The following is a 15,090-nucleotide window of genomic DNA, read 5'->3' as shown; positions in this document are numbered from 1 at the left end:
TCTCCCGCCACCACCCGAGCGGAGACGCTGCGCGTCGCTGTGCTGATCACCGTGGCCTTGGGGGCTTTTATTAGGCTCTCCGGGAAGACTTCGCACTGACGGAAAGGGTGGCGTGTTGCGCATCCGGCGGGTGGTCACGACCAGGGCGGGCGGTGCGTCCAAGCCGCCGTACGACTCGTTCAACCTCGGCGACCACGTCGGCGACGACCCGGCCGCCGTCGCCGCCAACCGCGAGCGGCTCACCTCCGAGCTGGGCCTGGACCGCATCGCCTGGATGGAGCAGGTCCACGGCCGCACCGCCACGATCGTCGACGGCACCGAGCGCGCGCCGGCCGAGGCCACCGACGCGCTCGTGACCGCGCGGCCGGGCCTCGCGCTGGTCGTGCTCGTCGCCGACTGCGTGCCCGTGCTGCTCGGCGACGCCGAGGCCGGGGTTGCCGCCGCCGTCCACGCCGGCCGCGTCGGCGCCAGGGTCGGCGTGGTGCCCGCGGCGCTGGAGGCCATGCGCTCGCTCGGCGCGCAGCCTCATCGCATCGAGGCACTGCTCGGGCCCTCGGTGTGCGGCGAGTGCTACGAGGTGCCGCCCGAGATGGCCGCCGACGTCGAGGCCCACCTGCCGGGCAGCAGGTGTCGCAGCCGCAAGGGCACCGCGGCCCTCGACCTGCGCGCCGGGCTGTGGCGGCAGCTCGCCGACGCGGGTGTGGGCAAGATCGGCGTCGACCCCCGATGCACCTTCGAGGACGACACGCTGTTCAGCCACCGCAGGCAGGCCCCGACCGGCCGGCTGGCCGGCATCACGTGGATCGAGGCCTGAGCATGGACCGCCGCGCCGAGCTCGCCGAGAACCTCGCGGCAGTCCGCGCCAGGATCGCCGCCGCGTGCGAGGCCGCGGGCCGCTCCGAGAGCGAGGTCCGCCTCCTGGCCGTCACCAAGACGTTCCCGGCCGACGACGCCGCGCTGCTGACCGACCTCGGCGTGGCCGACCTCGCGGAGAACCGGGACCAGGAGGCGGCGGCGAAGACCGGTGAGGTCGCGCGGCTGCGCCCGGACGCGGCGGTCCGCTGGCACATGGTCGGCAGGCTCCAGCGCAACAAGGCGCGCTCGGTCGCCCGGTGGGCGGCCGAGGTGCAGACGGTCGACTCGCCCCGGCTCGCCGACGCGCTGGCCAAGTCGGTCGCCGCCGCGCTCGACGCCGGCGAGCGCGAGCGCCCGCTCGACGTGCTGGTGCAGGCGAGCCTCGACGACGATCCGGCCAGGGGCGGCTGCCCGCTCGGAGAGTTACCGGCCCTCGCGGAACGGATCGCTGAGAAGAGTGACATTTTCCACTTGCGGGGGCTCATGGCCGTCGCTCCGCTGGGTGCCGATCCGGCGCCCGCGTTCGCGCGGCTCGCGGAGGCGGCCGGGTCGCTTCGTCGTGATCATCCCGAGGCGACCGAGATTTCCGCTGGTATGAGCGGCGATCTGGAGCAAGCCATCGCGCACGGGTCAACGTGTGTGCGTGTCGGAACTGCGTTGCTCGGCGGTCGCGGTCTAGCCTCGCCATAGAGAGGTTCACCCACAGCGGCGTCCGTGCGCGTGACTCAGCGTCAGGGTGGGGGCGGCCGTGAAGGGCGAAGGAGGGGCATGAGCGCGCTGCAGAAGCTGAAGGCCTACTTCGGGATGGTCCCAGCCGAGGACGAGTACGACTTCGACGACGACTACCGGCGCGGTTACTCCGACGAGGACGACTACGACGCCTACGACGAGCCCCGCGAAGCGCAGCCGCGGCGATCGAGGCCGCGCTACCACGTGATGGACGAGTTCGACGAGGTCGAGCCGGTGCGCACTCGCCGTCCGGTCACGCCGGGTGAGCCCGCGACACACGGAGCGCTCGCGGTGGACCGGCAGCCCGACCCGGTCGCGCGCCTGCGGCCGGCGCCCGAGCCGGTGCGCGCGGCGGCGTCGTCGGCGGCCGGCCGTGACCCGCTGAGCCGGATCACCACGCTGCACCCGAAGAGCTACCACGAGGCGCGCGAGATCGGCGAGGCGTATCGCGACGGCGCCCCCGTGATCATCAATCTCACCCAGATGGAGAACGCCGACGCGAAGCGACTTGTCGACTTCGCGGCGGGGCTCGCGTTCGCGCTCCGGGGGTCCATGGACAAGGTCACCAACAAGGTGTTCTTGCTCTCACCGCCGGATGTCGACGTGACCGCCGAGGACCGCAGGCGCATCGCCGAGGGCGGCTTGTTCCTCCGCCATTAGGCGGACGTCCGGGGTGTGGCAGAGTGGTGACGTGGATGCGGTCCGGTTGATCCTTTATTGGCTGCTCTTTGCCTTCTGGCTCCTGCTCACGGCACGGATCGTGGTGGAGCTGGTTCGAGCGTTCGCCCGTGATTGGCGGCCCGCGGGCGGGGTTGCGGTCACGCTCGAGACCATCTACACAGTGACGGACCCACCGGTTCGACTCGTCCGCCGGATTATTCCGATCGTGCGGATCGGCGGCGTGGGGCTGGACTTATCGATTATGGTGCTGCTGTTGGTTGTGTTCATACTGATGCAACTGGCGTATCCCGGGTAACGGGGAACCCGGGTTGTCCGGCAGGCCATGGAGTGCGTGAGGTGATCAGATGTCGTTGACCCCTGCTGACGTGCATAACGTCGCGTTCAGCAAGCCTCCAATCGGCAAGCGGGGCTACAACGAGGACGAGGTTGATGCGTTCCTCGACCTGGTGGAGACCGAACTTGCCCGGTTGATCGAGGACAATAACGAGCTGCGGCAGCAGGTCGAGCAGCTCGATGCCGAGTTGGAATCGACTCGTAGCGAGCTGGAGTCCGCGAAGGCAGGTGTCGGCGCCCCATCGCAGGCTCCGCCCCGCGACGAGACCCCGTCCCGCAGGCTGGCGCCGGTGCCCCCGCCGTCGTCGATGGAGCAGACGCAGGCCCACGGCTTCATGGGGGACAGCGGTGAGCCGAACGTGCAGGCCGCGAAGGTCCTGGGGCTCGCGCAGGAGATGGCCGACCGGCTGACGGCCGAGGCCAAGACCGAGTCCGACGGGATGCTGGCCGAGGCGCGGACCAAGTCCGAGCAGCTGCTCTCCGACGCCCGCTCGAAGGCGGACTCGATGGTCAACGAGGCACGCACCCGTGCCGAGACCATGCTGAACGACGCGCGGACGAGGACCGAGACCCTCGAACGCCAGGCGCGCGACAAGGCGACCACCCTGGATCGCGAGGCGCAGCGCAAGTACACCGAGACGATGAACAACCTGAACGCCGAGAAGAGCTCGCTGAACAAGAAGATCGAGGAGCTGCGCACCATCGAGCGCGAATACCGCACGCGCCTGCGCGGGTTCCTCGAGTCCCAGCTGCGCGAACTCGACGACCGCGGCTCCGCCGCACCTGCTTCGGCGTCCTCGTCCGGCTCCGGTCAGTCCGGCAGCGGCAGCGCGGGCGGCGGCAGTGGGCAGGGTTACTCGTTCGGTCCCCGTGCTGAAGCGGGCTGACGCCCGCACATAGCGCTCAGAAACGGTTCCGACACTCCTTGTGGGAGGGTCGGAACCGTTTTTCTGTCTCCTCCGTGCTGTAATTCACCGTGCTCTACTTCGTCCTCATCCTGGTGCTGGCCGCCCTCGGACTGGTGGTCACGGCGCTCATCACCGCCAACTCGCTGTGGGCCTGGATCTCCATCGGTCTCTCCGTGCTCGCCGGACTCCTGCTGGTCGTCGACTGGCTGCGCAGGCGCGCGGCGGCAAGGGCGCAGAGCCCCGCCGACGCCGAACCGGATGCCGAAGGGGACGAGCCGGGGGAGAAGGACGCCGAGCGGGAGACGACGGACGAGCCCACCGAGGAGGGCCAGACGGCGTTGCTTCCCGCGACCGGCGAACTCAAGACCGTCGCCGGAGAGCCGGCCGAGGAGCAGACCGACGCGGCCGACCTGCTCGTGGTCTCGGCGCTCGAGACCGAGGTGCTCGTGGTGGACGAGTACCCGCGCTACCACCTCGGCGGGTGCACGTGGCTGGAGAGCAAGGACACCATCCCGCTGCCCGTCAAGGAGGCCCGCGACCTCGGCTTCACGCCGTGCGCGCTGTGCACCCCGGACGCGACCCTCGCCGCAGAGCACCGCGAGAAGCGCGAATCGCGCAAGTGAGCTACTGAGGTCCAGGAGCCGAGCACAAAGGGTTTGCCGGGACCCGTTAATCTGGTAGGCACAGGCGTCGATCCGGCCATCACCGGGGAGCCTCCGGAAGAACGGGCGCGGTGCGCGCCCCAGTAGAACCGGACGGTCGCGGCCCGTCACAGCCGCCGAACGAGAGGCCCTCGCCCCAGCGGCGCGGGCAAGCGGGGTGGTACCGCGGAACGTGCGCCCAGTGCGCCGTGTCGTCCCCGTGTGGGCTCGCCGAGCCCGTACGAGAGCAGACGAACCGCGAGGAGCACCCCGGATGTACCCCAAGGCTTCCGTCGGCGGGCAGCCCGCCGACCAGGTCCCCTCCCAGCCGTCGTTCCCCGCGCTGGAGAAGGACGTGCTGGCCTACTGGGAGTCGGACCGCACGTTCGCGGCGACCGTGGAAGCCCGCGAGCCCGGCACCGACGGCGCCAACGAGTACGTCTTCTACGACGGCCCGCCCTTCGCCAACGGTCTCCCGCACTACGGCCACCTGCTGACGGGCTACGTCAAGGACATCGTCCCCCGCTACCAGACCATGCGCGGCAAGCGCGTCGAGCGCCGCTTCGGCTGGGACACCCACGGGCTGCCCGCCGAGCTGGAGGCCGAGCGCCAGCTGGGCATCACCGACAAGTCGCAGATCGACGAGATGGGCATCGCGGAGTTCAACCGCGCCTGCCGCGAGTCAGTGCTGCGCTACACCAAGGAGTGGCAGGAGTACGTCACCCGCCAGGCCCGGTGGGTGGACTTCGACCACGACTACAAGACGCTCGACGTCACCTACATGGAGTCGGTGATCTGGGCGTTCAAGCAGCTCTGGGACAAGGGCCTCGTGTACGAGGGCTACCGGGTGCTGCCGTACTGCTGGCGCGACGAGACGCCGCTGTCCAACCACGAGCTGCGGATGGACGACGACGTCTACCAGAGCCGCCAGGACCCCGCGGTGACCATCGGCTACCGCGTCGAGGGCAACGACAGCGACCTCGACGGCGCGTACCTGCTCATCTGGACCACCACACCGTGGACTGTCCCGTCCAACCTGGCCACCGCCGTGCATCCCGACGTCGACTACGTCCAGGTCGCCGACGCCGAGGGCAGGCGGTTCGTGCTCGCGGAGGCCCGCGTCAGCGCCTACGCGAAGGAGCTCGGCGAGGAGCCGTCGGTGGTCGCCAGGTACAAGGGGACCGACCTGCTCGGCACCCGCTACGCGCCACCGTTCCCGTACTTCGCCGGCCACGAGAACGCCCACCGGGTGCTCGCCGCCGACTACGTGACCACCGACGACGGCACGGGCATCGTCCACATCGCACCGGCCTACGGTGAGGAGGACAAGGTCGTCACCGACGCGGCGGGGATCACCCCGGTGACGCCGGTCGACTCCAAGGGCCGCTTCGACGCGCAGGTGCCCGACTACGAGGGCCAGAACGTCTTCGAAGCCAACGCCGACATCATCCGCGACCTCAAGAACGGCACGGGGTCCGCGGCGCGGCAGGGCGCCATCCTGCTGCGGCACGAGACCTACGAGCACTCGTACCCGCACTGCTGGCGCTGCCGCAACCCGCTGATCTACCGCGCGGTGTCGTCGTGGTTCGTGGCGGTCACCGAGTTCAAGGACCGCATGGTCGAGCTGAACCAGCAGATCACGTGGTACCCGGAGCACGTCAAGGACGGCCAGTTCGGCAAGTGGCTGGAGAACGCCCGCGACTGGTCCATCTCGCGCAACCGGTACTGGGGCACGCCGATCCCGGTGTGGACCTCGGACGACCCGAACTACCCTCGCGTGGACGTCTACGGCTCTCTCGACGAGCTGGAGCGCGACTTCGGGGTGCGGCCGACCGACCTGCACCGGCCCTACATCGACGAGCTGACCAGGCCCAACCCGGACGACCCGACGGGGAAGTCGACGATGCGCCGCGTGCCGGACGTGCTCGACGTGTGGTTCGACTCGGGCTCGATGCCGTACGCCCAGGTGCACTACCCGTTCGAGAACGCCGACTGGTTCGAGCACCACTACCCTGGCGACTTCATCGTCGAGTACATCGGCCAGACCCGCGGCTGGTTCTACACGCTGCACGTGCTGGCGACGGCGCTGTTCGACCGGCCGTCGTTCCGGACCTGCGTCTCGCACGGCATCGTGCTCGGCTCCGACGGGCAGAAGATGTCGAAGTCGCTGCGCAACTACCCGGACGTCACCGAGGTGTTCGATCGCGACGGCTCCGACGCGATGCGCTGGTACCTCATGGCCAGCCCGATCCTGCGCGGCGGGAACCTGATCGTCACCGACAAGGGCATCCGCGACGCCGTGCGCCAGGCCGTGCTGCCGCTGTGGAACTCGTACTACTTCCTCGCGCTGTACGCGGGCGCCGAGGGCGTGGAGGGCAAGGTCCGCACCGATTCCCAGCACGTGCTCGACCGCTACGTGCTGGCCAAGACCCACGAGCTCGTCACCGACGTCGAGTACGCGCTCGACCACTACGACGTCGCGGGCGCGTGCGCGACCCTGCGGGACTTCCTCGAGGTGCTGACGAACTGGTACGTGCGGCGCTCGCGCGACCGGTTCTGGGCCGGGGAGCAGGACGCCATCGACACCCTGCACACCGTGCTCGAGGTGGTCTGCCGGACGGCGGCGCCGCTCCTGCCACTGACCACCGAGGCGGTGTGGCGCGGGCTCACCGGCGGCCGGTCCGTGCACCTCACGGACTGGCCGAGCGTGTCCGAGCTGCCCGCCGACGCCGCGCTCGTCACGGCCATGGACCGGGTGCGCCAGGTGTGCTCGTCGGCGCTGTCGCTGCGGAAGGCCAACAAACTCCGCGTGCGGCTGCCGCTGGCGAAGCTGCTGGTGGCGGCGGAGGACTCCGAGCTGCTCCGGCCGTTCGCCGACATCATCCGCGACGAGGTGAACGTCAAGTCGGTTGGGCTGACCACCGACGTCGCCGCGCATGGCGGCTTCGAGGTCGGGGTGAACGCGCGGGCGGCGGGGCCACGGCTCGGCAAGGACGTGCAGCGCGTCATCAAGGCGGTCAAGGCCGGGGAGTGGAGCACCACACCGGAGGGCGCCGTCGTGGCTGCCGGGATCGAGCTGGTCGAGGGCGAGTACGAGCGCAGGCTCGTCGCGAAGGACTCCGGCGCGGCGGCCGAGCTGCCCGGAGGCTCCGGCCTCGTCCTGCTCGACACCGACGTCACGCCGGACCTCGCGGCCGAGGGCGTTGCCAGGGACCTGGTGCGCGTGGTGCAGCAGGCCCGCCGCGACGCCGGGCTCGACGTGGCCGACCGGATCACGCTGACCGTCGACGCGCCGGAGGACGTGCTCGCCGCCGCGAGGGCGCACGAGCGGTTCGTCGCCGCCGAGACCCTCGCCACCGCGGTCGAGTACGGCCCGGTGCCCTCCGGATTCTCCGGTTCGGTGGGTGACGGCGACAAGGTCAGCGTCGCCGTCGCGAAAAGCTAGGGACGATGGCCGGGTGAGCCGTCGATGAAGATTTCCTCATCTTCGGCTCATCGGGCTTTCGCCTCCGGGCGAGAGGGTGAGGGTATGAGTCGAACACCGCGAATCGTCGCGCTGGTGGCGGTGCTCGCCCTGCCCGTCGCGGCCGTGCTGGCCACGCTGCTGCTGTCGGAGCCGAGCCCGCCGAAGGAGACCTCCCAGGTCGTGCGTATCGGGGAGTCCGCACCGGCGGGAACCTCGGCCGCCACGCCGACCCCGTCGTCCAGCGAGCCGACGACCACACCGAGCGACACGAAGCTGCCACCCCCACCGCCGGTGGACGACGACGATGATGACGACGACCGCGACGACGACGACCGCGACGACGACGGCGACGATGGCTGACGGCTCGGGTCGGCAGCCGGGCGCTCCGCTGAGCGACCGGCCGACCGTGTACCAGCCGATCGCGGGCAAACCGGCGTCGGCGCGCGGCACGCGAGTGCCGGCGAGGGTGCAGATCATGGGCTGGCTCGTGCTGGTGATGACCGCCGGGCTCGCCACCGTCGTGCTGCTCGTCGCCGAGTTCGAGTACCGGGCCATCGACCGCAGGGTCAACAGCGGTCTCGAGCAGGACGTCGAGGAGTTCCGCCGGGTCGCCCAGATGGGCCGGGACCCGGCGACGGACCAGCAGCTGACCGACCCGTACCAGCTGTTCGAACGGCATCTCGCCGGCCAGTACCCGGACCGGGCCGAGGTGCTGCTGGGTGTTGTGGCCGAGGGCAACGGTCTCAACACCGTGCGGCAGAGCGACCAGGGGCTCGACCACGTCGCGTTCGACGACGCCCTGCTGCGGGAGATCGTGAACGCGCCGCAGGCGACCGGAACCGTGCAGACCGAGGGCGGCGAGCTGCGCTGGCTGCGGGTCGACGTGCTGCCGCCGTCCGGCTCGGGCCAGCCGCGGGCGTGGTTCGTCAGTGGCTACGTCGTCGACATCGCGAAGGCCGACGCCAACGACACCGTGCGCACGCTGCTGGCGATCAGCGCGGTCGCGCTCGTGCTGGCCGCCGGGGTGTCGTGGGTGGTCGCCGGGCAGATCCTTGCCCCGGTCAACACGGTGCGCCGCGCGGCTGCGGAACTGACCGAGCAGGACCTCACCCACCGGATCCCTGTGCACGGCCGCGACGACATCGCCGCGCTCGCCGAGCAGTTCAACGCGATGCTCGACCGGCTGGAGAGCGCGTTCGCCACGCGCAGGCAGTTCCTCGACGACGCGGGCCACGAGCTGCGCACCCCCATCACGATCATCCGGGGGCACCTGGAGGTGATGGGTGACGATCCTGCCGAGCGAGCCGAGGTCGTGCGGCTGTGCACCGACGAGCTCGACCGGATGGCGCGCATCGTCGACGACCTGTTGCTGCTGGCGAAGGCGGAGCAGCCGGACTTCCTGCGTCCCGAGTGGACGTCCGTGCCGGAGCTGACGAGCGATATCGACGCGAAGGTCAGGGCCATCGCCCCGAGGTCGTGGATACTGGAGTCGCTCGGCGAGGGTGAGGTCTGGATCGACGGTCAGCGGGTCACGCAGGCGGTGGTGCAGCTGGCGCAGAATGCCGTGCAGCACACGCAGGATGGCGCGGTGATCCGGATCGGCTCGGCCGTCCACAACGGATCGGTGTCTTTCTGGGTAACCGACACCGGCCCCGGTGTGTCGCAGGAGGACGCTCCGCGGATCTTCGACCGATTCGTGCGCGGTGCCACCGGCGCGCGAGACGGCAGTGGGGCCGGGCTCGGCCTGGCGATCGTCAAGGCCATCGCCGAGGCGCATCACGGCCAGGCCAGGGTCGTGTCGCAGCCGGGGCAGGGGGCGACGTTCGGGATCGAACTACCAGCGGGGGGAGCACGCGGATGAGCCGGATCCTGATCGCCGAGGACGAGCAGCGCATCGCCTCGTTCGTCGAGAAGGGCTTGCGAGCCAACGGTTTCGTGACCACGGTGGTGGTGACGGCGACGCCGCGCTCGCCCATGTCGTGGCGGGCGGGTACGACCTCGTCGTGCTCGACCTCGGGCTGCCGAGGCGGGACGGTTTCGCGGTGCTGCAGGCGATGCGACAGGCGCGGGTCAGCACGCCGGTGATCATCCTGACGGCGCGTGGCTCGGTGAACGACACGGTCGCCGGCCTGGAGGGCGGCGCCGACGACTACATGACCAAGCCGTTCCGGTTCGAGGAGCTGCTCGCGCGGGTACGTCTCCGGCTGCGGCCTGCCGATCGCACGCCCGAGGTGACGGTGCTTCGCAACGGGCCGGTGTCGCTGGACCTCCGTACGCGCCGCGCGGAGACCCCTCACGGCGTGGTGGACCTCACGGCGCGGGAGTTCTCTCTGCTGGAGCTGTTCCTCCGGCATCCGGGGCAGGTGCTCTCGCGCGAGCAGATCCTCTCGCACGTGTGGGGGTACGACTTCGATCCCGGCTCGAACGTCGTGGACGTCTACGTGCGGACCCTGCGCCGCAAGATCGGCCAGGACCACATCGTGACCGTGCGCGGCATGGGCTACCGCCTGGGCTGAACCGCGAGTTCCCCGCCCGGGCGCGCGAGCCCCCCGTTCGGGCGCGCGAGTTCCCCCGTTGGGGCGCGCGAGTTCCCCGTTGGGGGCCGGGGTCTGCCGGGACGCGCTGGCTGCAGTGAGGGCCACCCTCCCTGCGCCCGCCCGTCTCCCCCACCACCCAAGCGGAGGCGCTGCGCGCCGCTGTGCCTGTTCAACGCAGTGAAGGTGGCCTTCACTGCGTTCGGGTTCAGGCGACCTGGGGTGCCTTGCGTCGTCCCGAGTGGGCAACTCGCGGTCCCGAGTGGGCAACTCGCGGTCCGGAGCGGGGGACTCGCGGTCGGGAGTGGGGGACTCGCGGTCCGGAGTGGGGGACTCGCGCCTGGGACCGTACGACCCGCGGCGCATGAAGATCGCCTCATGTGGGTTTCACCCTTGGTTCAGCGCTGCGACGGATTCTGGTTTCCATGGCTGGACTTTCCGTGCACGGCTGGGTCACCCTCGGAGTGTTCGGCGTCGCCGTTCTCCTGTGGATGGTCACCCGGCTCGACGACACGTTCGTCGGGCTCTCGGCTGTGCTCGTGCTCGTCGGCGCGGGCGTTCTCACTGAAGGGGACCTCTTCAGCGCGCTCGGCGGCGAGGCGATCTGGCTCCTCATCGCGGCGTTCGTGCTCGCCGCCGGGCTCACCGCCACCGGGTTGCCCACGCGCGTCGCGCTCGCGGTGTGCGGGCGCGCCCGCACCGTTCGCGGCCTCGCCCACCGCGTCACCGCCGCACTGGTACTGACCGCGCTCGCCATCCCGGCCACGTCGGGACGTGCGGCGCTCGCACTGCCCGTGTTCCTCGCCCTGGCGACGACGCTCGCCGGCCGCGAAAGGGTCGTCCGCGCGCTCGCGCTGCTGTTCCCCACCGTCGTCCTGCTCTCGGCCGTCGCCACGCTGACCGGCGCCGGCGCCCACGTGATCACCAGCCAGCTGCTCGCCGACGCGACCGGCTCCGGCATCGGCTACGCGCACTGGCTGCTGCTCGGGTTCCCTTTCGCCGTGCTGAGCTCCCACCTCGCCGCCGAGGTCGTGCTCCTGCTGATGACCCGCCGCGCCGACCGGCGACAGCTGCTCCTCCTCGACCCGGCGCACGTCGCCCGCCTCGCCGGGACCACCGTGACCGGTCCGCTCACGCCGCGGCAGCGCCGCGCGCTCGGGGTGCTGGTACTCGTGGTGACGGCGTGGTGCACGGAAGCCCTGCACGGCGCCTCGCCCGCGTTGGTCGCGCTCGTCGGCGCCGCGCTGATCACCACACCGAAGCTCGGCACCGCCGAGTTCGGGGCCGCGCTCGCCTCCGTGCCGTGGTCGCTGCTGCTGTTCATGGTCACCACGGCGGTGCTCGGGGTCGCCCTCACGTCGTCGGGCGCGGCCGCATGGCTCGGCGGCGCGCTCCCCGGAGGCACCGGCGACGAGCTGACCTTTCTCGCCGTCGTGGTCGGCCTCAGCGCCGCCGCACACCTCGTGCTGCAGTCGCGCTCGGCCCGCTCGTCGGTGCTGGTGCCGCTGCTGATCCCGCTCGCGACGGCGGCGGGACTCGACCCGGCGGCCGTCGCGTTCGCCTCCACCGCGGCGGCCGGCTTCTGCCACACGCTGCCCTCGTCGGCCAAACCCGTCGCGCTGTTCGCCTCGGTGGAGGGCGCACCGACGTACCGGCGCACCGACCTGCTCCGGCTCTCCGCCGTGCTCGGCCCGCTCACGATCCTGCTCGTCCTCGCTTTCGCACTGGCCGTCTGGCCCGTGCTCGGCCTGCCGTTGCGCTGACAAACCCAAGGGAGAAAAGAAGATGACCGCCATCACGCCGTTGCGTTTCGTCGTCGCGCCGAGTGGGTTCAAGGAGTCGCTCACCGCCGAGGTCGTGGCTGGGGCGATCGCCGCCGGGCTGCGCCGCGTGGTGCCCGGCGCCGTCATCGACACCGTGCCGCTGGTCGACGGCGGTGAGGGTTCCGCGCGCACCCTCGCCGCCGCGACCGAGGGCAGGCTCGTGCCGGTCACCGTCACGGGTCCTGTCGGCGACCCGGTCGCAGCGCATTTCGCCGTGCTCGGTGGCGACGGGCCCAGGACGGCGTTCGTCGAGATGGCCGCCGCCGCGGGGCTGCGGCTCGTGCCGCGCGGCGCGCGCGACCCCGGCCTGACGACAACGCGCGGCGTCGGCGAGCTGATCCGCGCGGCCCTCGACGAGGGCTGCCGCCGGATCGTGGTCGGCTGCGGCGATTCGGGCACGTGCGACGGCGGAGCCGGGGCGCTCACGGCGCTCGGCGCCCGCGTGCTCGGTCCCTCGGGTGAGGAGGTGGCGCCCGGCGGGTACGCGCTCGCCGGAGCCGTGGAACTGGATCTGTCCACTCTGGACCAGAGGCTCGCGGGAACGGACGTGCTCGTGGCCTGCAACCCGCACAACCTCCTCACCGGCCCCTCCGGCGTCGCCAGCGTCTTCGGGCCACAGAAGGGAGCGAGCGCCGAGCAGGTCGCGGTGCTCGAGGCGGCCATGACGCGGTGGGCGAAGCTCATCGAACACCGCTGCGGGACCGATCTGCGGCTCGTGCCCGGTGGCGGCGCGTCCGGCGGCCTCGGCGCCGGGCTGGCCGGGGCGCTCGGCGCGCAGCTGCACTCCCGGTTCGACGTGCTGCTCGACCACACCGGCCTTGACGACCGGCTCGCCGAGGCCGACCTCGTGATCACCGCCGAGGGGGCGATCGACTTCCAGACCCCGCGCGGCAAGGTGCCCGCCGAGGTCGCCAGGCGCGCCAAGCTGTTCGGCAAGCCCGTGATCGCGCTGGCAGGCACGATCGGCCGCGGAGCCCGCACCACGCACGACGCCGGGATCGACGCCTACGCGGGCATCCTCGCCGCGCCGGTTCCGCTCGCGGAGGCCATCGAGCACGCGGAGGACCTGGTCGCCGACGCCACCGAGCGCGCGCTGCGGCTCGTGCTCGTCGGCTCGGCGCTAGCCACCGCGGCTAGAGTTCCAGGTGAACACTGAGAACTGAACAGACTGGGGGAGCCGCGTGGAGGCTCGGCAGAGACGCTGGGTGCTGGGCGGTGCGGCGGCGGCTGTGGTCGCGATCGTCACGGCGGGAGTGCTCGTGCTGTACGGCGAGCCGAGCCAGGGCACCGCGCAGGGACCGCGGGACGACGCCGATGCCGGCGAGGTCGCGCTGGACTTCCTCGACGCCTTCGCCGCCGGAGACGTCGCGGCGGCCGCGGCGCTGACCGACGACCCCGCCGCTGCCGAGGCGACGCTGTCCCGCGCCACCGCGCGGCTCGGCGTCACCGGTGTCGAGACGAGGGCCGTGCCGCCGAAGGGCGACGAGAGTTTCCGTGACTTCCGCGTCACGTGGACCCTCGGCGCGGGCCGCACGTGGGCCTATGACAACCGCGTGCACGTCGTGCGGACGGTTGAAGGCCGTCGCGTGGACTGGACGCCCGCCCTCGTCCACCCCCGGCTGAGGGACGGGCAAGCACTGGAGCTGCGGACCGGGGACGGGGCCCCGGGCGTGGTCGACCGTGACGGGCGGCCGCTGCTCGACCGGCGCGCGGGCGGCCTCGAACCGGCGGAGAAGGCGGGTGCGCGAATCCTGCTGCCCTCGATGTCGCGGCTCGCGGCCGAGCGCCTTGCCGCAGCGTGGTCCGTGGTGATCGTCGATGCCCGGGGCGCCGAGGTGAGCACCGTGCACGCGCCGGCGGGCGCCGAGGCGGGCCCGCTCGTCTCGACGCTCAGCGGCGCGACGCAGCGGGCCGCGCAGACGGCGGTCGACGAGGTGGACGCGCCCGCGTCGCTCGTGGCGATCCGGCCGTCCACCGGCGCGATCCTCGCGGTCGCGCAGAACGCGTCCGCGGGGGACGCGCCGACCGCACTGACCGGTCTCTCCGCGCCCGGCTCGACGTTCAAGATCGCCACCGCCACGGCCGTGCTCGGCAGCGGCGCGGCGGGCGCGGAGACGGTGCTGCCCTGTCCCGGCCGCGACCGCATCGGCACCAGGACCATCCCCAACGACGGGGAGTTCGACCTCGGTGCGGTGCCGCTGCACACGGCGTTCGCCCACTCCTGCAACACCACCTTCGCCCGGCTCGCCGCCGACCTGCCGCCGGAGGCGCTCGCGGACGCGGCCACCAGCCTCGGCCTCAACGCCGATTTCGAGATCCCCGGCCTCACCACCGAGGCCGGTCGGGTCGGCCCGGCGGCCGACCCGGTGCAGCGGCTCGAGGACGGCATCGGGCAGGGCCGGGTGCAGGCGAGCCCGTTCGGTCTCGCGCTCATGGCGGCGACCGTCGCGAGCGGGCAGGCCGTCACGCCGCGGCTGTGGCGCGACCTTGACACCACGGTCGTCTCGGGGTACGAACCACCACCCGCGGGGGTGCTGGCCGACGTGCGCGGGATGATGCGCGAGGCGGTGACCGGCGGCACCGCGACCGCGCTCGCCGGGCTCGGCGACGTCCGCGGCAAGACCGGCACCGCCCAGCTCGCCGGCCCGGCCAGGGCCCACGGCTGGTTCGCCGGGTACCGGGGCGACGTCGCGTTCGCGGTGCTGGTCGAGCATGCGGGGACCGCCGAGCCTTCGGTGCGTGCGGCGGGGACGTTCCTGAGCGGGCTGCCGGACTGAACCCGATACGGTGGGGCCCATGCCTGCCGTGACGTTCGCCGTCCGCGTGAAACCGGGAGCCAAGCGCGACGCCGTCGGGGGCCGGTGGGACGGCACGCTCGGCGAGGCACTCGTCGTGTCGGTGCGCGCACCCGCCGTGGACGGCAAGGCCAACGAGGCGGTGTGCCGCGTGGTCGCGAATGCGCTGTCCGTGCGCGCCCGCGATCTCGTTGTCTCGCGGGGACAACGCTCCCGCGACAAGCTGATGAAGCTCGAAGACGCCCCGCCGGACACCGCGCGGCGGCTGGCCGCCCTGCGTGGATCTATTGTGGAGGACCCACAAACTCCACGACCGGGCTGAACG

Annotated in this window: 13 protein-coding genes and 1 pseudogene; all 14 read left to right on the top strand. The window is 71.8% G+C overall.

What is annotated here, in order from left to right:
• The first annotated feature begins 115 nt into the window (after window positions 1-115).
• The 14 genes and pseudogenes from pgeF to FCN18_RS24860 all read left to right on the top strand — a co-directional run bounded on the left by pgeF (window position 116) and on the right by FCN18_RS24860 (window position 15,087).
• Window positions 116-814, top strand: coding sequence for a peptidoglycan editing factor PgeF (pgeF, locus tag FCN18_RS24925; protein ID WP_137096237.1), 699 nt, complete (start codon window positions 116-118; stop codon window positions 812-814).
• A 2-nt stretch (window positions 815-816) separates the two neighbouring features.
• Window positions 817-1,545, top strand: coding sequence for a YggS family pyridoxal phosphate-dependent enzyme (locus tag FCN18_RS24920; RefSeq protein WP_137096236.1), 729 nt, complete (start codon window positions 817-819; stop codon window positions 1,543-1,545).
• 78 nt (window positions 1,546-1,623) lie between these two features.
• Entirely contained in the window at window positions 1,624-2,244 is a 621-nt protein-coding gene (locus FCN18_RS24915) for a cell division protein SepF (protein ID WP_112272499.1), read from the top strand.
• 31 nt (window positions 2,245-2,275) lie between these two features.
• Entirely contained in the window at window positions 2,276-2,560 is a 285-nt protein-coding gene (locus FCN18_RS24910) for a YggT family protein (protein WP_110340495.1), read from the top strand.
• 49 nt (window positions 2,561-2,609) lie between these two features.
• Window positions 2,610-3,485, top strand: a complete 876-nt coding sequence (gene wag31 / locus FCN18_RS24905) for a DivIVA-like cell division protein Wag31 (protein WP_112272497.1) — start codon at window positions 2,610-2,612, stop codon at window positions 3,483-3,485.
• An 89-nt stretch (window positions 3,486-3,574) separates the two neighbouring features.
• On the top strand, window positions 3,575-4,129 hold the full coding sequence (locus tag FCN18_RS24900; RefSeq protein WP_113642259.1) for a hypothetical protein: 555 nt from the start codon (window positions 3,575-3,577) through the stop codon (window positions 4,127-4,129).
• Window positions 4,130-4,421: 292 nt separating this feature from the next.
• Window positions 4,422-7,592: an isoleucine--tRNA ligase gene (ileS, locus tag FCN18_RS24895; protein ID WP_137096235.1), complete on the top strand. Its 3,171-nt coding sequence runs from the start codon at window positions 4,422-4,424 to the stop codon at window positions 7,590-7,592.
• Window positions 7,593-7,676: 84 nt separating this feature from the next.
• A complete protein-coding gene (locus tag FCN18_RS24890; RefSeq protein ID WP_137096234.1) occupies window positions 7,677-7,973 on the top strand; it encodes a hypothetical protein in 297 nt (98 codons plus the stop codon).
• Complete coding sequence (locus tag FCN18_RS24885) at window positions 7,918-9,474, top strand: sensor histidine kinase (RefSeq protein ID WP_228714116.1); 1,557 nt, start codon at window positions 7,918-7,920, stop codon at window positions 9,472-9,474. Before FCN18_RS24890 ends, FCN18_RS24885 begins: the two co-directional genes overlap by 56 nt.
• A pseudogene (locus FCN18_RS24880) lies at window positions 9,471-10,129 on the top strand (response regulator transcription factor). Before FCN18_RS24885 ends, FCN18_RS24880 begins: the two are co-directional and overlap by 4 nt.
• 443 nt (window positions 10,130-10,572) lie before the next feature.
• Entirely contained in the window at window positions 10,573-11,910 is a 1,338-nt protein-coding gene (locus FCN18_RS24875) for an SLC13 family permease (RefSeq protein WP_137096233.1), read from the top strand.
• A gap of 22 nt (window positions 11,911-11,932) precedes the next feature.
• Window positions 11,933-13,126, top strand: coding sequence for a glycerate kinase (locus FCN18_RS24870; RefSeq protein WP_113643593.1), 1,194 nt, complete (start codon window positions 11,933-11,935; stop codon window positions 13,124-13,126).
• A 25-nt stretch (window positions 13,127-13,151) separates the two neighbouring features.
• A complete protein-coding gene (locus tag FCN18_RS24865) occupies window positions 13,152-14,747 on the top strand; it encodes a penicillin-binding transpeptidase domain-containing protein (RefSeq protein WP_228714115.1) in 1,596 nt (531 codons plus the stop codon).
• Window positions 14,748-14,766: 19 nt separating this feature from the next.
• Window positions 14,767-15,087, top strand: coding sequence for a DUF167 domain-containing protein (locus tag FCN18_RS24860; RefSeq protein ID WP_456107168.1), 321 nt, complete (start codon window positions 14,767-14,769; stop codon window positions 15,085-15,087).
• Window positions 15,088-15,090 lie beyond the last annotated feature (3 nt).

The sequence above is a fragment of the Prauserella endophytica genome, from assembly GCF_005146945.1.
Classification (GTDB): domain Bacteria; phylum Actinomycetota; class Actinomycetes; order Mycobacteriales; family Pseudonocardiaceae; genus Prauserella_A; species Prauserella_A endophytica.
The sequence above is the reverse complement of the archived record's forward strand: the minus strand, read 5'-3'. Positions and strand labels throughout refer to the sequence as shown.